This is a genomic window from Coleofasciculus sp. G3-WIS-01 (genome assembly GCF_040223135.1).
GTDB lineage: Bacteria > Cyanobacteriota > Cyanobacteriia > Cyanobacteriales > Coleofasciculaceae > Coleofasciculus.
Genome location: NZ_JAVJZI010000118.1, coordinates 1 through 21,601, shown reverse-complemented (window position 1 = coordinate 21,601; position 21,601 = coordinate 1). Strand labels below are relative to the sequence as shown.

Sequence of the window (21,601 nt, the reverse complement as noted above, 5' to 3'; positions counted from 1 at the left end):
AAAGCAATACCTCTGTAAATTCAATCTGGTCAACCCCGATTGAATTTACCTTGGGGGAGTCCAATGTACCCCCACCCTACTTCACTCCGTTTCGTTGAGGATGGAGTTCTATAGCTCCCCCAATCCCCCACGTTTTGATAGTCCAGCTCATCGGTATAGTCCAAAACATTAGCAACGCCCACCGATAACGGAAATAGCTGCGGGTTAAATAAACTCCCATCGTTGGGACTATCACCCACTGTCAAAACTTGTTCAGGTTGATACTGGGGAAAGTAATCGCGTAACACTTGGATTAACCCGATGGCTTTGTCCTGAGATGTGGGTTTGATGTGACATTGCACCGAACTGTAGGTAAATCCCCAATCCATGGACGTACAAAGGGCGTTGAGGTGTTCTAGTTGATGCACAGTGAGGTCACGATTATCAAAGGTCCAATCGGTGATGCGAAAGCGATTGTCAGCCGATTCGTGAATCTGGGGAAATTGGGATTTGAGACGTTGATAGGTATCCGCTAATTGTTGGCGATGGGTAGTTATGTCAGCAATTGTGGATAAAAAGACAGGTTGATCCCCGTCTGCTGGATAATATAACCCACCATTTTCCGCGATCGCACCCTGCACGGGTAAATAATTTACCAAACCACTAACCCAGCCGGCGGAGCGACCTGTAACAATAAGCACAGGGATATCTGCTGCTTGTAAATTTTCCAACGCTTGCAGCAAATCCCCACTAAATTTACCTTGTCGTGTCAGCGTTCCATCCATATCTGTGGCAATCAGACGTAGATTTTTCCAGCAATGGGCTGCTATTGCTGAGTTAATCGATGAAAAAGCCATCATAAACCTCGCGTGGAACCCCGACTTCAATGAAGTAAGTCGGGGAGGGATAGCGAGTCAAACCGCACCACTCAATGTGGTAAGGTTTGACAATCCAATTGTTGACACCAGTCCGGTATTTCGCTGCAACAATTGGACTTTTTTAGCGGTGAACCGCCCTAACCGTTTCCAGTTAGAATCACTAACTGAAACTTGGCTTTTAGTATCGCCAGAAACATAGCCGTAGTAGGTAATACCTGCTTGTCCCACCTTGACATAATCACCCTTTCTAAAGCCATGACGGGTAACTGTGCCACCATAGCCGCGCCGTTCCCCTCCCTTAGCAGGAATCATCAAGTGTAACTGACGACGGCATACCGGAGGGCGGTTAATCACGGCAAACTGGCACGGCGTCACTTTGATATCACCTAGCCAAGTACCACTCCTACGCTTAATTTGGCGATACCTCATAAACTGAGATATGGCAAGGCATAGACCATCAACAGCATGGGCTGCGGGTGACTCCTGTGCCTTGTTCTTAGCTTTGGGTAAACCGAGGTACTGTCTTAGCGTCGATGTATGCCATCCCTCTTGAGTATGGACATTATATCCCTCTTGCTCTAGCCGTTCTAGTTGCCAGTATTGACCAACCATCGCAGGGCTAAAACCTTTATTACCTCTGGCTTTAATCACCTCGACCACCACATCGTTTGATGGATAGATTTGCTGTAATTCCTGTAGTACTCGGAACTCCAGATCACGGTTAGCCCGGATACTTGGGGGGATCTTGTGTCCTCTACGGTTATCGAATCGGCACTGACGGTGATTGCGCTGGTTATAAGGAAGCTTGCGGTTAATCCGTCGTCCCCGTCTACCACGGCGCATCATTGCCCTTTGTGTCATTCGCTTAGTCACCGTCTTAAAGGGTAGCTTCAGGTGGGCTAGAAACAGAGTAGCCTTCTGAGATTGAACTCCAATCCCACTAAATAGCTTTCCCGGATCAATCCCAACCACAACGTTTTGGACTTCCTCACCCGATGGTTTCTCTAAATACTGGACTTGAAAAATGCCTATGTCGTTGTGCACTACCTTAGCTTTGCCAAATTTGAGCCAACGTCGAACGCGGCTAGCCTTGGCTGGCATTAGTGGCTTACCGTCTGGTGATAAAACTGGAACTCGTAGCATGGTGATAAACCTCACGAGTAAAGTTGTACGTCCCCTCGACCACCGTTAACAAGATGTCCTTTCTGCAAGCGCCTATGACAAGTAGACTTGTAAATAATCCTGACTGGGGAAGTATCTGGAAGTACGTGCCAGTTAACGGCTAGGGCGGTCTATTCAACTCTTGCGTTGTCAGTCTTGTCCCTGACAATCCCCAACTTCAACGAAGTAAGTTGGGGTTGTTGAAAGATTATTGTGTAATGGGTGCTATATCTTGGTTTATCAAAATTTATCATGACAATACTATCACCAGACCAACGGAATTATTATTATCTTCTAGCCGCCGAACGAGTGGGAATTCACAAGCCAATTTTAGCGGCTCTTTATCAGGTGCATTCGTCTCCAACTCTTGCTGATGAAGAAACGGGGTTAGGCATATCACCTGCCAATCGGGTATCACCCGATCAGGTGAATACATTGCCGGAACAAGTTCAGTATGCAGCTAATGTTATCCGATCGCTTACCGATAGTTTAATTGTTCAGGGACAGCAAGGTACTGATTTATGGCTACTAGAACAGGGACGCTATAGCGATGAATTCCTGCAAAACGTAGCTAGGGGATATGTACCGCCAGCCGGTCAACCCTTTATGGCGCGTTTAGAACCGAGTAACTTTGAGTCGCTCAAACAAGCGTATCTCGCTGATTTAGCCGCTGACTTCAGAAGCGAAAACCTGCCTCAAAATCTTGCCTATCTAGATAAAGCCTTACTGACTCTTGTGGATCGACTCCCTGAATATTATACGGGATTACCTCATCAACGAGATGCGTTGCTAGAAGCGGTGCGGATTTGGCGGAAACTGGATACCCAGGATGCTACCATTGCTTCTTTAGTGCCAACGGATCAGGTGACATCAGCCCGTGAGGATGCATCAAAACTGGATATTCCCCTCAAGCAATTTATGGGACGTGTTTCTGGTAACTATAGCGGTTATCCCCATCAACGGGAAGCGCTGCTGCGCCTAACTCAACTGTGGCGTCAATTGCGAACCCGAGAAGAAGCGATCGCGTCTTTGAAAAAAAATGCCTCCCCCCAAGAAAATCTCGATATTATTGATCCGGCTCTGGTGGCATTCATCGAGCGCGTGCCGAAGTTCTACCAGGGACAAGGTAGCCAACGCAATGCCCTCACCGAAGGCTTTCGACTCTGGAATCAATTTGACTCCCGCGCCACGGTGTTAAGTCACCTAGGCATTAATCCGGACATCCTGCAAGCAAGTACCACTGACCCCACCGCCATGCAAAAACTGGCAGCGGAACTCGATCAAGAACTGATCAGCTTTGTCGGGAAGATACCCAAGGACTATAAAGAAGATGACAACCAACGGGAAGCTTTAATCCGTTTAGTTCAACTTTGGCGAGATTTGCCCACCAGAAATCAGGCAGTGCAATCTCTCCTGGAAGACCAAAAACGAATGAATGAAGCCCGTCGTCAAGCCCAAGAAGCACCGCCAAAGCCGACGCCTGTGGTGATTCCCAAACGCCCTGAGCGTTGGACACCTTACAATATTCAGCTATCAGCACCAATCATTCCCGATGGTAGCTTTACCTGGGCAGAAGCCACCCATGGAGGTACGCGCATGCCCCCCAATCAAGCTACAGTGGATGCTATGGTTCGCATTGCGAAACTGGCACAACGGGCACGCGATCGCATTGGGCGACCTTTTATCGTCACCAGTTGGTATCGTCCCCCTTACGTGAATCGAGCAGTTGGGGGTGCCAAGTATAGTCGGCATCTGGTGGGAGATGCCATGGATTTTGTGTGTGAAGGGTTAAGTGGCAATCAGATTTACTGGTCTCTTGAACCGTGGTGGCCCGGTGGCTTAGGTCGCTATAGCCGATTTCCCAATTTGTGCCACATTGATGCTCGCAGCTACCGGGCACGCTGGCTCCATTAAGGGTAACATTCAGCATGAACACCTCGGTTTGCTGCTACCTTTTTCCCGGATTGTAATTCAAAATTTGCATGAGTGCATCTGTCATTGAAGCGGCTTTCTCGATCAACCACACAAATCCAGAACAATCTAACATTCATGGCGGAGTCCTAGGGGACTTTCGCAAGAGTTTACGGCTCGGTACAGTGTTTTCCCCACCGACAGAAAATCGCTGTCGGGATACCCTAGTAGACTTAACCAGGGCAAGATTGCACCAGATCCACTCCCTAGAAGGCATTCTAGAAATAACTCTTACATCTTCTCAAGCAGGAATTATGTCCAGTCCGATTATCCCTAGAGAATCTACATTAGCTCAAGTTTCTCAGCCTTCACCAACGGCTGTCTCTCCTTCACCTGCCGATACTCAGTCCTCTGGAACACCCTGGATGTTTGTCTCCATAGGACTGCTCTTACTCGCGATTGGCTTACTGGTCTATGGCAAAATACAACTAGATACCATGGGAAAGAAGCTGAAATTTGAGCAGTTTAAGACTAAAGACCTCCAGAAAAAGTTGAAGTTGGCGCTCAACACTATCCGCAAAATGGAAACTAATCCGGATTTGGTTCACTCTCGCGAATTTAACTTAGACTATTTGCGATTGCGGATGGAAGAAGAGGTGTTTCATTTTGCCATCGTTAATCAAATCAAAATCAAGGTAAAACAAATCATCAGTGTGGCGCTACGACCGAATCAGGCGGCTCAAAGTGCGATCGGGATTGCTAGCACCACAGGTAGGCAAGTTGATGAACTGTTTGATGTCAAGTATGAGACTGAAAGCAGTGGTAAACGTACCATGCGAGTGCTATTCCGGATTCAAATCAAGTTGACTAAATTACCCACTCAAGCCACCTCAGCCACGATTAGCCAGATTATTGATTGTATCGAAACCTTTCTCTCTCCAGAGGATGAAAGCTGGCAACCCACGATTCAAGGACGAATTGTTTCGATTCACTGGGATCAAAAAGCTAAACCAACTCCTTTACTGGTGCTTCAGCAATCCAGTGAGGGGGTTAATGTGACCTTAAGAACGAATCGGGCGCGGATTAACTAAAGCTATTCACAAACTGCCAATTATTAGATCAAGTTGCTCAAAGCTAAACGTCGTTCTTAACCGAAGTAACTGATGCTATTTATAATTTATTACTTATGAATTATGACTTATGACCCTTCGCTTTGCTCAAGGGTATACTTATGACTTCTTTGAATATGTCCATCTTCGATATGAATAATCCGATCGGCAATATCCAGAATTCGGTTATCGTGGGTCACGAGTAGAATGGTGCATCCTTGTTCTTTTGCCAACTTTTGCATTATTTCCACCACATTACGTCCTGATTGACTATCCAGAGCAGCTGTGGGTTCGTCGGCTAGAACTAATTGAGGATGACTCACTAACGCCCGCGCGATCGCAACCCGCTGTTTTTGTCCACCAGAAAGGTTATCGGGGTAGTAATTAAGATGATTGGCTAAACCAACTGTGGTTAGTATCGCTGTTGACTTCGCTACCGCCTCAGTAGGAGAAATATCGGGGTGAAGTTCCACCGACATTTGCACGTTTTGGCAAGCCGTCAGACTCTTGAGCAAATTATGAGATTGAAAGATATAACCAATATGACGGCGCACTTGCACCAGTTTTTCTTCTGTCGCACCGATGAGTTCCTTCCCTAAGACTTGAACTTGACCCGATTGGGGTGAACGTAAGCCCCCAATTAGGGTTAATAAGGTTGTCTTACCCGAACCCGAAGGACCTGTCATTAATACAATTTCTCCGGGTAATAGTTCTAGATTGATATTAAAGAGAATTTGTTTACGTAGAGAACCTTTGCCAAAGTAGTGATTGAGATTTTTGATCGATACGATAGGAGATTGAAGTAATACGTTAGAATTCATAATTCATGCCAAATTCGCTTTTGTAACCCCCTTTTTAGCTTGGGTACTCTTTCCTTGGAGCCATCTGCTATCTGCCTTATCCACCCCTCTAAAAAATATCAGCCGGATCAGCCGCTTTGAGTTTCCGCACAGCAATCGCCCCCGATACACAACACATAATAATTGTCAAAATTAGAATGGTTATGGTTTTAGTCAAAGTCATCATCATCGGTAGACGAGTTGCCGCTTTTGTTAAACTATACAATCCCGAAGCAATTACCATTCCGGGAATATATCCTAAAATAGCCAGAATAAGCGCTTCTTGGAAAACAACTATCAATAAATAGCGATCGGTATAACCCATCGCTTTAAGTGTGGCATATTCGGGTAAATGATCGGAAACATCGGTATAAAGAATTTGATAAACAATTACTGTACCGACAACAAAGCCCATCACTATACCCAAGCTAAAAATAAAACCGATCGCGGTACTGGTTTGCCAATATTTTTTTTCAAAATCGATAAATTCTTGCTTGGACAAAATTGTGACATCATCAGGAAATTCCTGTCTCATGTCAGTTAAAATATTTTGGATATTTGCTCCAGGTTGTAATTGAACTATACCAATATCAATTAGTCCCTTATTTCGTCGTGGAAAAATCCGCAAAAAATTTAGGTCACTTGTGACAATATTTCCATCGGCAGCAAAGGAAGCGCCTAAACTAAATAATCCTACCACCCGGATGCGACGTTCTTCTACTTCTGTAGTTACCTCTTGTTTTTGATGAAAGAGTTGAGCAATTGAACCATATTCAGGTCTAGATGTGTCATCAAATAAAACCCCATTTTCTATTTTTATCTTATGCAAATTTTGGTTAACATCAGGTAGATCTAATACTGGATTAGCTGGATTAAATCCCAAAACCATAATGCCACGAGTTGCCCGAGTTTGCGGATTTTTCCATAAACCAAAATCCATATAGAGTGGACTAATTGACTGGACACCCTCAAAACCCAAGGCTTGATATAATCGTCGCTGAGGAAAGCTTTTCATCGCGATAGTTGATGTGGACTGAGGGCTAATTAGAAAAATGTCACCTTTTAAATTGTTATGTAGGGTTACATTACTCTCAAACAAGGCATCGCGGAAACCAAGCTGCATAAACATTAAAATATCCGCAAAGCTAATTCCAGCGATCGCGACCATTAATCGTATTTTTTCGCGACTCAGTTGTAACCACGCGAGCGGGATTTTCATTTAAGTTTTAAATTAATTAGACTCTGATTCAAGCAATATTTCTACGATAACTTTTGAGTTGGTTAATCCGGCAACTTTTTTGCTATCTTCTGGCGGTAGACGAATGTTTACTTCCACGACTCTAGCATCAACATCAGCAGCCGGATCGGTATCGAGAATATCTTTTTTGCCGATTTTCCGTCCAATTTGGCTAACATTTCCTTGAAGTTTGCCCTCAAATGCCTTGCTTTCACTACGAATGGCAACACGCTGTCCGAGACGTACTTTGCTAATATCGCTTTCGTAGACTTCTGCAACTACTCTCATTTCGTCTGTTTTTCCCAGTTCGACAATTCCTTCCCCTTCCTTAATGGTTTCTCCCGCCCGGGTATTTATATCTAAAATCTGACCGTCTTCTGGGGCACGCACGTAAGCTAAGGAATCTAAATCAGCTTGAGCTTGTTCAACAGCGGCTAGTGTACTTTCAACTTCAGCTTCGGCTTTTTTTATATCAACCGGACGAATTTCTTTGATTTCTTCTAGACGGGCTTCTTCTTCTTTAATCTGAGCTTCGAGAACGGCGATAGTTTTGTTCCGGTTGACTCTGCCTTCTTCGAGCTGTTCGTTCAGATTAGCGATAGTTTGAGCTTGGTTCGCTTCGGCTTGAATAAGATTCGCCTGTTGTTGAGCGAGGTTCTCTTGTGCCTCACTGAGGCGTTCTAGGGCAGTTTCTACCCTTAAGCGGCGGCTTTCTAATTCTGAGGTAGAAATTGCACCATCTTCGGCTAACTGCTGATAGCGGGCAAAGTCGTTATCAGCGTTGCGTTTTTCTGCCTCTAGTCGTCTAATCGTAGATTCTTGAGCTTTAACGGTAGCTTGTTGAGCTTGAATCGTGGCTTCTTGAGCTTTGGTGGTTTCTCTCAGTTGAGTTTCTAAGCGATTAATTTTGCTCTGTTGGGCTTTTTTTTCTCCCTCTAATTCTTTTTCAAGGCGATTAATTGTTTCCTCTTGGGCTTGAATTGCGCCCGCTTTGGCACCCGCTTTCACTTGTTCCAGGTTCGCTTGGGCAATTTCAACTTTTTTTTTGGCAAGATCTACAGCCGCTTGCAAGCGATCGCGGTTATCCATAATCGCCATGACTTGATTTGCCCGCACGCGATCGCCTTCCGAGACGAGTAATGCTTTCACTACATTGGCACCCTCCAAGGAGGTGGGAGCGGATATAATAATAACTTCTCCATCGGGTTCCAAGCGTCCTAAGGCGGTTACTGCTTCGATAGCGGGTGTAGCCACTGGCTGCGGGTGTGATTGAGTTGTACGGAGTTGAACCCGATTGAGGCTGTAAACAGCCGCGACTCCAGTCGCGAGGGTTCCGCCAACAGCCACAGCGATCGCCCAACGAGTTATCGGTTTAGAAAATAGTCCTTCATCCATCCCTGGTTTATGCCCCATATCTTCCTAATATAAATAGGATTGATTTCTGAATTCGCGCCCCCTCCTTCAGTTATAGACGCTAGGAGCAAGCCACGTCTAATTGGATGGGGAAGATGGGGAAGCTCCTGGAGCCGGAGGAGTAGGGGGAGTAGAGACGTAAGGCGGGGAACGTCTGGAAGTAGGGGAAGAGGTTTCCCAATCAACAAATGACAATCACACAGATGGTAAGTCAAACAATACGGTAGTCATGTAATAATCTGCCCAATCCGCGCCAAAGGCTTTTTCTAGCACACGACGGGTTTTATCATTTTTCTGCTGCTTGGTGCAATAATAATGCTGACCGGCTACAATTTTTGCTTGGTCTTCAGCCGAAACGGGTTTAGCATTAGTTGCATGAGTACAATGAATTTGGAGAAAATTCTCTACTCGCGATAAAAATTGCTGTTCCTCTTGAGGATTATTGGGTCGAATAAAAAGGCAAAATTCCGAAAAAATGTCGCCCCACTCTGGCAAATCACGGACGTCTTGGAAATGAGGAGTTGGTAAAGCCTGTAATGGTTGACGATAAGCGTCGGGTAAGATACCTTTAGCATTCACCGGAGAGAGGTCTGCGATCGCGGCACTGATTTTCCCTCGTCCGCCGACTAAATCGCAGCCAAACATGGGTAGATTGTACTCTGGACGGGGAAACATGACACAGTGGAGAATATCGAGCATTGTTCCCACTTTTGCCAATTCCAAATGCAGTTTGCGAAACTGTGGCGTCTGATAACAACGGTTTTCAATCGTGAGTTTCTCACCCTCTAGGCGTCCTTCCACATAGCCTAACTCGGCGGGAAGCTGATAGGGCGACAAATCTAGGTAACGCCGCCAATTGGCTTCAATACAGTCGGCTAATTGGCAAATAAGGGGGTGTTGTTGCTCTCGCAGGGAAGGCTTGGTGGTTACTGACATTCTTTGAATCTTAACTAACGGTGGGGGTTTGGGGGAGGAACCATAATTCCCACGCCATAATCTCCTGATTTGGCGTTGGGATACATGGACATCCCCCAAGCTAATTTTATCCGATCAACCCCGGTAAAATTAGCATTTACCGTTAGTGGTAATTGTGGTAAGATTGAAAAATGCTGACACTTAACTACACCTATCGCCTATATCCCGACCAGAAACAAGTCGAGCTGTTGAACGAATGGCTCGAAACTTGTCGCAATGCGTATAACTACGCGCTCAGGGAACTCAAGGATTGGATTGCTTCTAGGAAGTGTCCCATAGATAGGTGTAGCTTAGAGTCAGAGTACATCATGAGTACTGATTATCCTTTTCCTGGATATCAGCAGCAGCAAAACAACCTACCCAAAGCCAAAAAAGAGTTTCCCAGACTATCCGCCGTACCTTCTCAGGTATTGCAAACAACCATCAGGAGATTGCACGATGCTTGGGACTTTTTCCAGAAGCGAGGTTATGGATTCCCAAGGTTCAAAAAGTACGGACAAATAAAGTCTGTTCTTTTCCCTCAGTTTTCCACCAACCCGATTACCGGATGGCAAATCAAATTGCCCAAGCTGGGGAAAGTCCAAATTAACTTGCATAGACCAATCCCAGACGGGTTTGTTGTCAAGCAGGTCAGGATACTCAAGAAAGCGATGGGATGGTTTGCGATAGCTAGCATTCAGTCTGATATATTTATTCCTGAACCCGTACCTCACGGGCACTTTATTGGTGTAGATGTTGGACTGAATAATTATTTAACTACCAGTGATGGATTCATAGAGCCAGGACGTAAATTCTTCAAGACAGAGCATCGTAGGCTGAAAGTGCTACAACGCAGATTGTCGAAAAAGAAGAAGCGTTCTAAGAACTATGAAAAAGCCAGAATCAAGGTAGAGAAACAGCATAATCATATTGCATTCAAGCGTAAAGACTATCAGTTTAAGCTGGCTCACAAACTGTGTGATATTGCAGGCACTATCTTCGTAGAAGATATTGACTTCCGAACAATGGCGAAAGGCTTTTTAGGAAAACACACCATTGATGCCGCCTTTGGTCAGTTTCGGTCAATCCTGTTCCATGTCGGCAAGCAACGGGGTGTCTATGTGGCTGAAGTTGATCACAAAGGAACCTCTCAAACTTGTCCTAATTGTCGGATCGAAGTCAGGAAAGAACTTTCTGATAGATGGCACAGTTGCCCTGAATGCTTTTATGAGGTTGATAGAGATGTAGCCTCAGCACAGGAAATCTGCAACCGAGGCTATGAAACACTTAGTACCCAGGGACTCTGGGGGAAAGAAATTGGCTGTCAAGTCGGGCTGTCGGGGGCATTTTGCCTAGATAAGTGGCGCAGGGCAGCAATATCCAGCAGTGATGTTGGAAGCCCTCACCATACTTCTTGAAGTTGGTGAGGGAGGATGTCACCGCTCAACCCATCAGGATAGGGGGGGTAGGTTTGACGACATCCTCGCCACCCTGCTTGCGAGTCATGGTGGGGATTCCCATCATTACTGACGGGGTTTCCTGGCTCGTCCTTGCACCTTACTCGTATAGGATATCAGCTTCTCATCCCTTTGGTATTGCGAAAAGACCCATCTCCACCAAATAACCGTTTTCACAAGATAGTCTCTGGCTATATATGATAGGGAAGCAGAGTCTACAGGAGCAGACGAGTATGTTTGGCTTAGGATGGCCCGAAGTAGCGATTATTGGGATTGTCGCGCTAGTAATTTTCGGTCCCAAGAAGATTCCAGACATGGGTCGCGCATTAGGAAAAACCCTTAAAGGTTTTAAAGAAGAGATGAATACTCCCACATCTGAGGAGGAGGACGCTGACTAGAGAGTCGGCTGACGTAACCTGATTACGGTAACAGAAGTCACGCATCAGTAGAGATGTTCCGACGGAACGTCTGTGTTGACTGATCCGAAGGCTTAATTAGAGCCATTTCCGCCATCCCTCTTAATTGGTGATTCCGGAATTTCCATTAAATCAGTCATCGCTTCAGTCAAGGCTTTGGGGTCCATAAATACAATTTTGGAGTTGCTACTTTCACTCAACTTCTCGTTAGCTTCCACATAACGAGTGGCAATCAAATACTTTAGCACTTCCTGACTGTTAGGCTTTTCTAGCAGCGCTTTTGAGATCATCTCTAGGGATTTCACCGTCCCTTCTGCCTGGGCGATCGCGGCTTCTCTCTCTCCTTCTGCCTGGTAAATCGCGGCTTTTTTCTCGCTTTCTGCTGCCCGTTCCTTCTCCAAGGAGTCCAACACTGTCTGGGGTGGTTTAATTCCTTGGACTTCCACACGGGTGACCTCTACCCCCCAGCTATCGGCAGCCTCTTTGAGATGAATTGACAAATGCTTATTGATCTCGGAGCGGGATGAATAGGTTTCATCTAAATCCATTCTGCCAATTTCCGACCGTAACGTTGTGATAACTAAATTTCCAATTGCCTCTTTTACATCTTCAACATCATAGTAGGCTTTATAGAGATTATTTATTCTCCAGTACACCACCGCATCGACTTCTACAGAAATATTGTCTTTCGTGATTGCCTGCTGAGGTTCAGTATCTAAGACTTGCTCACGGGTAGTTTCCTCCACAGCAATACGTTCCAAAAACAGCCAAACCACCCTCGGTCCAGGCTGTAAAGTCTTCTTATATTTCCCCAAACGTTCAACTATAGCTTGATTGCCCTGATTGATAACTTTGGCGGAACCGATACCGTAGCCGCCGCCGATTAAAATCAGTGCAAAAATATACGACCAAAGAGATCCCATAGGTTTTTACACTTTTACTAGAAGGTGAATGAATCAATTGGAGTGACAAATAGGATTGTCTAGAACGTTCTTCAATAAGTTTGCAGGTAACACCTAGCTTGAATTTACATAGAGTTAGAGCTAAGCCACCTTTCAGATTTCCTCAAACGAGGCTTGTTCTCAAGCCGCTTTGTCTAGCAGTACGTGTTACCTACAATGTACTCTGGTGGTAAAACATCCGCAAAGAGGGACAATACCCACTCCCCCGGAAACATCCTTGGCTTGTGCCAGAATAATAAGCTAGATTCAGCCAGGTTATGTCAGCATTTTAGCTGAATTTTCGAGAAATTTTCTCACCCGGCACAGACTCGTTGTGAAAGGATGAGGGATGTAGAGGCTTTGTTCAGCTTCTTTCTCAGGTGAACTCAAGCAGGAGAATTTCCTGGTTCCGTCCTCCGTCGTCGTACCGACTAGTCGCCGATTTTATCCTGACTAGTGACGTCTTGACCAATTACACGGGTGGGAAACTTTCGCGGCGAAGATCTTGAACAGTCAGTCTAAACCTTTAGTGATCGACTTGTGAACAGTCTCATTCAACAAATCCAATCCAGTTTACTCAATCTAATTGGCTCGACCATTGAGGTTTTGCCCGGACTTATCGGCGGAGTGATCATTGTCCTGTTGACTCGCTACAGCGCCGATGGCATTGAGCAAGTCACCGCTAAGATAGGAGAGCGTACAATCCGTAGCCAATCGCTGCAACTGCTGCTGGCGAGAACGAGTTATATAGCAACGTGGGTGGTTGGCGTTTTAGCCGCCAGTGTTATCGCCTTCCCTGGCTTGCGGCTTGGTGACATTATCGCGGCGCTGGGGTTGGGTTCAGTCGCCGTTGGTTTTGCCTTTCAAGATATCTTCAAAAACTTTTTAGCTGGGGTGCTGTTACTGGTGCAAGAACCGTTTCGCATCAACGATCAGGTGATTATTGAAAGCTATGAAGGAACGGTGGAGAAGATTGACATCCGTACCACCCAAATTCGTACCTATCAAGGCGAACGAGTTCTCCTACCGAATGCAACGGTATTTACCAGTGCGGTGCAAGTCAGAACAGCTTACGGACAGCGACGAACGGATTTAGGTGTCGGAGTTGACTACAATACTCCCTTGTCTGAAGCGGCTCAACTCCTAGAGGAAACCATTACTCAGGTGGAGGGTGTATTGTCCAATCCAACACCAGAAATCGATTTAGTCAGCTTTGGCGATAGTTCCATCGATTTCGTCGTCCGCTACTGGACATTACCCCAGCAGCAACGAGTACGTCAGGTGCAAACCCGAGCCATTATTGCCATAAAAAAAGCCTTTGATCACGCCGACATTAATATTCCTTACCCCATTCGCACGCTTTACTTCTATGACCAGCAACGGTTTAATGATTATTTACCCCTGTCCCAAGATGAAGCTTCCAACTGACAACGGTTAAGATTGAAGATGTGTATCGATACCTTTTGTTCTACAAACCCTACGATGTCTTAAGTCAGTTTACGGATAGGGAGGACAGTCCTCGTCGAACTCTCAAAGACTACATTCCGGTGTCGTCGGTTTACCCCGTCGGACGCCTTGACCGAGACAGCGAAGGATTGCTCTTGTTGACCAATGATGGACGCTTGCAGCACCGACTCTCTAACCCCCGCTTTCGACATCCCCGTACCTATTGGGTGCAAGTGGAACATATCCCCGATGAAGCTGCCTTGAATCAGTTACGCCAGGGTGTAGTGATTAAAGATTACCGTACAAGAAAAGCTCAAGTGCAGCGATTACGAAAAGAACCCGCTCTACCACCTCGCGATCCCCCGATTCGCTTTCGGAAAACTGTACCCACCTGGTGGTTAGAAATCACCTTGACCGAAGGGCGTAACCGTCAGGTACGGCGTATGACCGCAGCCGTGGGATTTCCCACCCTACGACTAGTACGAGTCGCGATCGCGCACCTGCGTCTTTCTGGGTTGCAACCGGGTCAGTGGCGTGATCTGACGCCCACTGAACTTGTCTGTCTCCAAAAACTGGTGAAGGGGGGAAGTTTTGAGTTTTGAGGTTTGAGTTTTGAGTTAACTCCCTTGTCAATACTGCTTCCCTGCGCCTTTACACTGGATAAACAACCCCCTAAAAAGCTGCAACCTTGGATTCTGGCGTGGCAAACTAGATGGCAGCTAGCTCATAGTAAAGCCTTAGAAACCTGATAGGAATTGAGGAAGTTCCGTTATGTTAATTTGTCCCCAGTGTCATTTTGAAAACCCGAATACTCACAAGTTTTGTCAGCGATGTGGAACTTCCTTGATCCATAAAGTGTGTTCAGAATGCGACACCCAAGTTCCTGTTAATGCTGAAACTTGCCATAATTGTGGTGCGTTTACAGGAACGGTTTGGTGGGCAATTATTGCCAAAGAGCCGGAGTATGGCTTCACCTCAACCGATGATTTAGAGGGTTCCTCAGCCGATGCTGAGCCAATCGCTAGCAACGCGGATCTCGAATCATCAGCTCAACTTACACAAACCCAGGAGAGTGAACCGACATCCGGAGAAATTCCCTGTGCTCCCCAAACCGATTTTGATACTCTGGCGCAGGAAATGGATCAGCCAGAAACGGCAAAGAGTTCTACATTGATGGCAAAATCAACGGTTGAACCCGATCAAGAGATCCCAGCAACATCACAGACGAATAAGTTAGAGCCAAATCTAAGCGAAGCATCATCGACGGCAACGTCTGAGGCAAGTTCTTCCTACAATACTTACTCGATCACCTATCTGGATGTTCAACAACGTTACCGACTTATAGAACCCCTAAATCGCGACACTCTAGCGAATATCCCAGCCGGCTCAGAAACGTCTGTCCAAGTTTTGGACTGCCAGCCCTTTCAGAAATCACTTCTGGAAGCCCTACTGGAACAACAATCTGGGGCATTCCCGTCCCCATCCTCGTCAATTCTGGGAATTCCGGCGATCGCACAACCCTATTTAGCCTTGAAACAAAGTCATTATCCCACTGTGCCAGAGGTTCATGATGCGTGGCAGCAGGATAATCAGGCAGTGATGTTGATCGAAGATCGCTCAGGATGGCAACTTCTTAGTGATTTGTGGGGGAGTGAAGAGTTATCTACGTTACAGCTATTGTACTGGCTCGATGAAATGGCAAGACTTTGGCAGGCACTTGAATCTTGGAATTGTTGCCAAAGTCTATTGGAAATTAACAATTTACGAGTCGATGAAGACCAGGTGTTGGGGTTAGCCCGCCTCTACCATGATCCCGAAGATGAACCGCCCATGTTAGAGGATTTGGGGCAAATGTGGCGGCTGTTATTTAACCAGTCGCAACGGACTCAACTGACCTCATTGGGGACGGTGTTCCGGCAGATGTGTACCGAAGAAATTACTACGATTGACCAATTGCGCTCTGAGTTAGAAGCGATCGCTCACGCGGAAGAAGAGGCACAAGAAGAACAAGCAACGACGGTCACCTTAGATATGGCTGATCATACATCTGAAGAGGCGATGAGTTTGCTGGGAACGCCCCTAGGAGACACGGTTGGTATCTATGACGATGGGGGTCCTACGGTTGTGCTACCGATGCAATTACTCAGCCTTGACGATGTTGGTTGCACGGATATTGGTCGCCAACGGGATCACAATGAAGACTGCTTTGGCATTCAAGCACAGATTAAAAAGCACGAAACCCCCATTGGTCGAACCTTAGACGCTCGTGGTCTTTATATTCTCTGTGATGGAATGGGTGGACATGCCGCCGGAGAAGTTGCTAGTTCCATGGCGGTGGAGAAGCTGGAGGCGTATTTTCAAGACCATTGGCACGAAGAGTTACCCACACAAGAGACTATTCGCGAAGCTGTTCGCCTAACCAATCAGGAGATTTATGATGTCAACCAACAAAATGCTCGCTCAGGCAGTGGTCGCATGGGGACTACCTTGGCAATGATGTTGGTTCAGAATACCAAAGTCGCGATCGCTCATGTGGGTGATAGCCGTCTCTATCGGTTAACCCGCAAAGGCGGTTTAGAGCAACTCACCGTTGACCATGAAGTCGGTCAACGGGAAATTAAACGCGGCGTCGAAGAGGCGATCGCTTATTCTCGCCCCGATGCCTATCAGCTCACTCAAGCTCTAGGACCACGAAGTGACCAGTTTGTCAATCCTGACATTAACTTTTTGGAACTCAATGAGGATACCTTATTCATTTTGTGTTCCGATGGTTTATCGGATAATGAACTAATCGAGAATCACTGGCAGACCCACCTCGCTCCTTTGCTCAGTTCTCGCGCTAACCTTGAGCAGGGTATCCTACAGTTAGTTGACCTAGCCAATGAGCAAAATGGTCATGACAACATCACCGCGATACTCATCCGAGTAAAAGTGCGACCTAATTTTCAGCAACGGAGTTGGTGATAGGACGTTGGTCATCTGTGATTAGTTAGTTAAAATCAACCGATGTACCCAAATCTCTTGATGGTTTTCTTCCCGTGTTTCCCACTGGTGTAGAGACGCATCTTATGCCTGTCTGCACATCATTTTGAGGAACAGGGAACTCTTAACAGGGAAAACAGGAAACAGTAAGGGATGGAAAGTCTTTACAATTTTAAACTTAGCTAACACAATTTATGTCCGATGCTACCGGACATGATATGACACAACTGAATCAGAGGAAAAAGACTGATGGTGTAGACAGTGAGGCAAGCCTTAGCTTCCAGAAATGTAAGCGAACTACACAAGTTACTAAAAAAAGAGGTGCATCGGTGGGTTCATCAAGGACTCATTCATAGGAATCCCAGTCCCCGCAAAGGACGGGAGCGACTAACTTTAATAAAGGATTAGATTATCTCTTATGCAACAAGTACCAGTAATCAGTCTGAATAGTAAACCACCTATACCAAACCGGGCGGCAAGAGCCAGATCTTGGCTCAAGGGACTCCCGCGAATACGTTGAGACAAGCCCTGAGTTAAGCACAAAAAACTGAGGACTATGGTCACGCTGACCCTTCTACATCCGCAGGCATCCACTCCATTACAACAGTGGAAATTCCACAACCAGTCTACAATTCGTATTGGTCGATCGCCAGATAATGACGTGATTCTCAACAATCCGTTAGTGTCTCGGCATCACCTAGAACTGAGAGTCACCCCCGCCCGATCTGGAAATAAATGGCAGTTGGTTAATCAAGGAACCAACGGCACGTTTCTCAATGGAGTATTGGTGTCACGAGAAATGATACCGAATCAAGCCCTGATTCGGCTGGCTCGAGAAGGACCGATGCTCAAATTTGAACTTAACCCGGTTTCTGTGCCAAGTTCTGGCTTAGTCTCTCCAACGCCTAACTCTAAACTGTCTTGCACTCACCCGGGCAATCCTCCCGGTAATTTATTTTGTATTCACTGTGGTCAACCCCTAGTCCCCGTACAACGGGTCATCCGCCACTATCAAGTGTTACGAACCCTGGGACAGGGGGGAATGGGGACAACCTATCTCGCCTGGGATAGTACAGGCAAAATTGAGGGACGCCCAACGTTACTCGTCCTCAAGGAAATGAATGCCGATATGGCACAAATTGCCAAAGCCCAAGAACTGTTTGAGCGAGAGGCGCGTGCCCTAAAAGCTTTACATCATGACGGAATTCCCCAGTATTACGACTTTTTTATGGAAGGGGGTAAAAAATATTTAGCCATGTCGCTCATCCACGGACAAGATTTGGAGCAACGGATTTTGATGGCAGGACCTGTCACTCCAGATCAAGCCATTGAGTGGATGATTCAAACCTGTCATGTTCTTGACTACATTCATTCGAGCGATCCGCCATTGATCCATCGGGATATTAAACCCGCGAATCTAATGGTGCGTCATCGAGACAACAGCATTGTTGTTCTTGATTTTGGCGCCGTCAAAGAGATCGGGACAATGCCAGGAACTCGAATTGGTGCTGAAGGGTATAGCGCCCCAGAACAAGACCGAGGGACTCCAGTCACTCAATCCGATCTCTATGCCATTGGTCCAACCCTGATTTTTCTGTTAACCGGGATGACTCCGCTTAAATTTTATCGCCGCCGTAGTTTAGGCTATGGGTTTGACTTGTCCAAAGCACCCACGATCGCTCCCCCATTACGGGAAGTAATCGACCGGGTGTGTCAACTCAAAGTTGGCGATCGCTACCAAACGGCGAAAGAACTCGCAGCAGCTTTAGCCGCCTGTCGCTAGAGGGTTGGCTGGCGTAATCGCTCTTATCTGTAAGGCGTCAGGATCTCTATTCTTCATCCCATGCTTCCACGGCGAGTAAGTCACCAATCGGATCTTGCATGGTGAAGCCAAATTCTATGAGTTCCTTTTTCCAGAACGACCACTCGTCGCCATAAAGCAGGGCGATTTTCCATATACTATCGCTAGGTTTGATAATCTTGGATTCCACGAGTGAACGCACCTGACGCTGCATTTTCACCATGGGGTGAGTAACTTGCTGAGTCATACTCTCAATTTTCTCGAAGTAACTTTTGCAAATGCTTGGATCAAAAAAACGCTTCCTGGTTTAAATTTTGCCGGTTCGTAGAGTTGGCGCTCGGCAAGGAAGCATTACTATACCTTTGTAACTCATCCGAGGGCATTTACGCAAGCCCTTTTGGGAAAATGTACGGTAATCACTACCATTGCGCCTAGAATTGCTGCCGTTAAGGGAACCTGGGGCAGCATGTAGAGACGCTTCAAAAGCGCGTCTGGGAGCTGGGTAAGAAAAAATTATAGCTGTCGCGATAAAGCTTAGGACTTTCTTTATGGGTTAAGAGAATCTAAATCAGTTGGCTTAGATTCTCCTATAGTTCACAGGTTTTGTTCAACCGCTGTCTTCACAGCAGACTGTAACAACAGACCATATTCAATCCCTTCAACCACCGCCTGATAAGACGCTTCTAGGATATTGGCGGAAACACCCACTGTCGTCCAGCGCTGCTTGCCATTACTCGATTCCACCAGCACGCGAGTTTTCGCTGATGTGCCAGCCGCACCATCTAGAATCCGCACTTTATAGTCGGTCAGGTAAAACGTTCCTATCTCTGGATAGAATCGCACCAGCGCTTTCCGTAATGCGGCATCCAGCGCTGACACAGGTCCATTGCCTTCCGCCACTTCTAAAATATCCTCACCATTAACCGTTACCTTAATCGTCGCCATAGCATTACTGTAAGGTGTACCGATACCTTGGAGCATGTCACTGTGAACCTGAAACCCTTTCAGGTCAAAGTGCTGCTGCTTCTGCCCTAGGGCGTCTCGCATCAGTAAATCAAAACTGGCTTCGGCGGCTTCAAATTGATAGCCCTCATTTTCCAACTCTTTCAGGCGTCCCAAGATTTGGCGACAGGCGGCGTCTTGTTTGTGGAGTTCATGTCCAAAACTCTTGGCTTTTGCCAAAACGTTACTGAGTCCGGATTGCTCAGAAATTACAATCCGCCGCTGATTCCCCACCTGTTCGGGTGGGATATGTTCGTAGGTGAGTGGATTACGTTCGACGGCGGAAACGTGAATCCCGCCTTTATGGGCAAACGCCGACCGACCCACAAATGCAGCATGGTCATCGGGAGCTAAGTTGACGACTTCACTAATTAAACGACTCACTTGAGTTAATGTGGCTAATTGTTCCTCTTGAATACAGTGATACCCTAGCTTGAGCTGTAAGTTAGGAATTAAGGAACACAAATTAGCATTACCACAGCGTTCGCCATAGCCGTTCATAGTTCCCTGAACCATACAGACGCCTTCCACCACACTCATCAAAGCATTAGCCACGGCGGTATCGGAGTCATTATGGGTATGAATGCCCAATCGAGGCGAGTTTTGATTGTTGAGTGTTGAGTGTGTAGGGGCGGGTTTATGTGCTTTCGCGCCGCCTGTTGGTGATAACGTTGGTTCAAAACCTGCCCTGCCTTGGTTTTCCGGGTTGAGTTCTAAACTTTCGATAACATCTCGGACAATGGAACCAATTTCATGAGGTAAAGTCCCGCCATTGGTGTCGCAAAAGACTAACCATTCAGCCCCCGCATCCATAGCAGCTTTCAGGGTTTTCAGGGCGTAATCTGGGTTATTTTTATACCCATCAAACCAATGTTCGGCATCATAAATCACTCGCCGCCCTTGACTGCGGAGATATTCTATGGTATCGCGGATCATTGCCAGGTTTTCGTCGAGGGTAGTACCCAACCCTTCAGTGACATGGAGATCCCAAGACTTACCAAAGATAGTGACCCAATGTGTCCCTGCTGCCAAAATAGCTTGTAGCATCGGATCATCAGCAGCCGCTTTATGAGGGCGTCGCGTTGAGCAAAAGGCGACAATTTCTGCTTGGATTAGGGGTTCTTCTTTGAGTCGCCAGAAAAATTGCACGTCTTTAGGATTCGCACCGGGCCAACCGCCTTCTATGAAGGGAATCCCTAATTGGTCGAGTTGGCGGGCGATGCGGAGTTTGTCTTCGATGGACAAGGAGAGTCCTTCACGCTGGGAACCGTCCCGCAGCGTTGTGTCGTAAATCCAGATGGGGGTGGGGGTTTGGGAAGTCATAAGTGAGGATGGTTGTGTAAATTGTAAAGAAATGTAAACTAGAAAGAGAAAGCTGTAGTAACTAAGATAGATAAATCATCAATGCCTAAAGTAACAGCTCAAGGAAAAACATTTACATGTGACCCAGGCAGTAATTTACGCAAAGTTTTACTGGCGAATGGTGTAGCGCTTTACAACGGCAATGCCAAAATTATCAACTGTATGGGGATTGGTAGCTGTGGTACTTGTGCGGTTGAGGTAGAAGGGGAGGTTTCAGAAGCAAACTGGAAGGATAAGGCAAGACGTTCTCTGCCTCCCCATTCTCCCACAGATAATCGTCGTCTAGCCTGTCAGACGAAGGTTTTAGGGGATGTGCGGTTGACAAAATATGACGGCTTCTGGGGACAAGGGAAAGGTGTCGTGTGGACACCGGAAGGGAGATAGGGAAGCTGGGGGAGCTGGGGGAGCTGAGGGAGTTGGGGAAGCTGGGGAAGAAAAAATTAACTGAGAAGTTATCCGAGCCGTATTGGGAAAGATGGGATGTACTACATCAAGTTGGAAAACGCTGTAGACGCACTGTAGGGGCGCAAGGCTTGCCATCCGTGTCAACTTAAGCCATAACCCTTACCCACTCTAATTTTCAGCTATGGGGTTTCTGCTCCCCCGGTTATGGGAGAAGGGCGGGCGCGAGTCAAGTTATCAGTTGGGTGCTCTCATGTTATCTGTAAAACCCGCCCCTACACCCCCCGCTCTAAGAGCTCTTTACCTTAAGT

18 protein-coding genes are annotated in these 21,601 nt (G+C 46.6%); 9 read left to right on the top strand and 9 right to left on the bottom strand.

The features are described 5' to 3' along the window. Positions 1–29: 29 nt before the first annotated feature. Entirely contained in the window at positions 30–836 is an 807-nt protein-coding gene (locus tag RIM23_RS11845; RefSeq protein ID WP_446367281.1) for an HAD-IIB family hydrolase, read from the bottom strand. A gap of 57 nt (positions 837–893) precedes the next feature. After that, the gene (locus RIM23_RS11840) at positions 894–2,000 is read right to left on the bottom strand and encodes an RRXRR domain-containing protein (protein WP_446367277.1); all 1,107 of its coding nucleotides are present in this window, start codon (positions 1,998–2,000) and stop codon (positions 894–896) included. A gap of 270 nt (positions 2,001–2,270) precedes the next feature. On the opposite strand from RIM23_RS11840, the gene RIM23_RS11835 reads away from it, so the two are divergent. Both RIM23_RS11835 and RIM23_RS11830 read left to right on the top strand, forming a co-directional pair. Next, entirely contained in the window at positions 2,271–3,932 is a 1,662-nt protein-coding gene (locus RIM23_RS11835) for a D-Ala-D-Ala carboxypeptidase family metallohydrolase (protein WP_446367275.1), read from the top strand. A gap of 311 nt (positions 3,933–4,243) precedes the next feature. Then, positions 4,244–5,020 (top strand): hypothetical protein, encoded by a 777-nt coding sequence (locus RIM23_RS11830; protein ID WP_446367279.1) that lies wholly within the window; start codon positions 4,244–4,246, stop codon positions 5,018–5,020. Positions 5,021–5,127: 107 nt separating this feature from the next. Here RIM23_RS11830 and RIM23_RS11825 read toward each other — a convergent pair whose 3' ends face one another. From RIM23_RS11825 to RIM23_RS11810, 4 genes are all read right to left on the bottom strand, one after another. Then, on the bottom strand, positions 5,128–5,859 hold the full coding sequence (locus tag RIM23_RS11825) for a DevA family ABC transporter ATP-binding protein (protein ID WP_446367273.1): 732 nt from the start codon (positions 5,857–5,859) through the stop codon (positions 5,128–5,130). A gap of 88 nt (positions 5,860–5,947) precedes the next feature. Next, positions 5,948–7,096, bottom strand: coding sequence for an ABC transporter permease DevC (devC, locus tag RIM23_RS11820; protein WP_446367271.1), 1,149 nt, complete (start codon positions 7,094–7,096; stop codon positions 5,948–5,950). Positions 7,097–7,108: 12 nt separating this feature from the next. After that, on the bottom strand, positions 7,109–8,527 hold the full coding sequence (locus RIM23_RS11815; protein WP_446367269.1) for an HlyD family efflux transporter periplasmic adaptor subunit: 1,419 nt from the start codon (positions 8,525–8,527) through the stop codon (positions 7,109–7,111). Positions 8,528–8,722: 195 nt separating this feature from the next. Continuing rightward, complete coding sequence (locus RIM23_RS11810; RefSeq protein ID WP_446367267.1) at positions 8,723–9,463, bottom strand: phycocyanobilin:ferredoxin oxidoreductase; 741 nt, start codon at positions 9,461–9,463, stop codon at positions 8,723–8,725. Between the two features lie 170 nt (positions 9,464–9,633). Between RIM23_RS11810 and RIM23_RS11805 the strand changes: the two genes are divergently transcribed. Continuing rightward, positions 9,634–10,899, top strand: coding sequence for an RNA-guided endonuclease InsQ/TnpB family protein (locus RIM23_RS11805; RefSeq protein WP_446367265.1), 1,266 nt, complete (start codon positions 9,634–9,636; stop codon positions 10,897–10,899). A 272-nt stretch (positions 10,900–11,171) separates the two neighbouring features. Next, positions 11,172–11,336, top strand: coding sequence for a twin-arginine translocase TatA/TatE family subunit (gene tatA / locus RIM23_RS11800; protein ID WP_446359811.1), 165 nt, complete (start codon positions 11,172–11,174; stop codon positions 11,334–11,336). A gap of 92 nt (positions 11,337–11,428) precedes the next feature. Here the strand turns inward: tatA and RIM23_RS11795 are convergent, their stop codons facing one another. Continuing rightward, on the bottom strand, positions 11,429–12,277 hold the full coding sequence (locus RIM23_RS11795) for an SPFH domain-containing protein (protein WP_446367264.1): 849 nt from the start codon (positions 12,275–12,277) through the stop codon (positions 11,429–11,431). 558 nt (positions 12,278–12,835) lie between these two features. On the opposite strand from RIM23_RS11795, the gene RIM23_RS11790 reads away from it, so the two are divergent. The 4 genes from RIM23_RS11790 (at position 12,836) to RIM23_RS11775 (ending at position 18,506) form a co-directional block, all read left to right on the top strand. Then, positions 12,836–13,723, top strand: coding sequence for a mechanosensitive ion channel family protein (locus RIM23_RS11790; RefSeq protein ID WP_446367262.1), 888 nt, complete (start codon positions 12,836–12,838; stop codon positions 13,721–13,723). Between the two features lie 35 nt (positions 13,724–13,758). Beyond that, positions 13,759–14,343 (top strand): pseudouridine synthase, encoded by a 585-nt coding sequence (locus RIM23_RS11785; protein WP_446367260.1) that lies wholly within the window; start codon positions 13,759–13,761, stop codon positions 14,341–14,343. Positions 14,344–14,512: 169 nt separating this feature from the next. Beyond that, a complete protein-coding gene (locus RIM23_RS11780) occupies positions 14,513–16,705 on the top strand; it encodes a serine/threonine phosphatase (protein ID WP_446367258.1) in 2,193 nt (730 codons plus the stop codon). 574 nt (positions 16,706–17,279) lie between these two features. Further along, positions 17,280–18,506 carry a protein kinase domain-containing protein gene (locus RIM23_RS11775; RefSeq protein WP_446367256.1) on the top strand — a complete coding sequence of 409 codons (1,227 nt, stop codon included), beginning with the start codon at positions 17,280–17,282 and terminating at the stop codon, positions 18,504–18,506. A 46-nt stretch (positions 18,507–18,552) separates the two neighbouring features. Here the strand turns inward: RIM23_RS11775 and RIM23_RS11770 are convergent, their stop codons facing one another. Continuing rightward, positions 18,553–18,771 carry a DUF4327 family protein gene (locus RIM23_RS11770; RefSeq protein WP_446335399.1) on the bottom strand — a complete coding sequence of 73 codons (219 nt, stop codon included), beginning with the start codon at positions 18,769–18,771 and terminating at the stop codon, positions 18,553–18,555. A 347-nt stretch (positions 18,772–19,118) separates the two neighbouring features. After that, positions 19,119–20,849, bottom strand: coding sequence for a citramalate synthase (gene cimA, locus RIM23_RS11765; RefSeq protein ID WP_446367254.1), 1,731 nt, complete (start codon positions 20,847–20,849; stop codon positions 19,119–19,121). An 81-nt stretch (positions 20,850–20,930) separates the two neighbouring features. On the opposite strand from cimA, the gene RIM23_RS11760 reads away from it, so the two are divergent. Further along, positions 20,931–21,272 (top strand): 2Fe-2S iron-sulfur cluster-binding protein, encoded by a 342-nt coding sequence (locus RIM23_RS11760; RefSeq protein WP_446367252.1) that lies wholly within the window; start codon positions 20,931–20,933, stop codon positions 21,270–21,272. Positions 21,273–21,601: the final 329 nt, after the last annotated feature.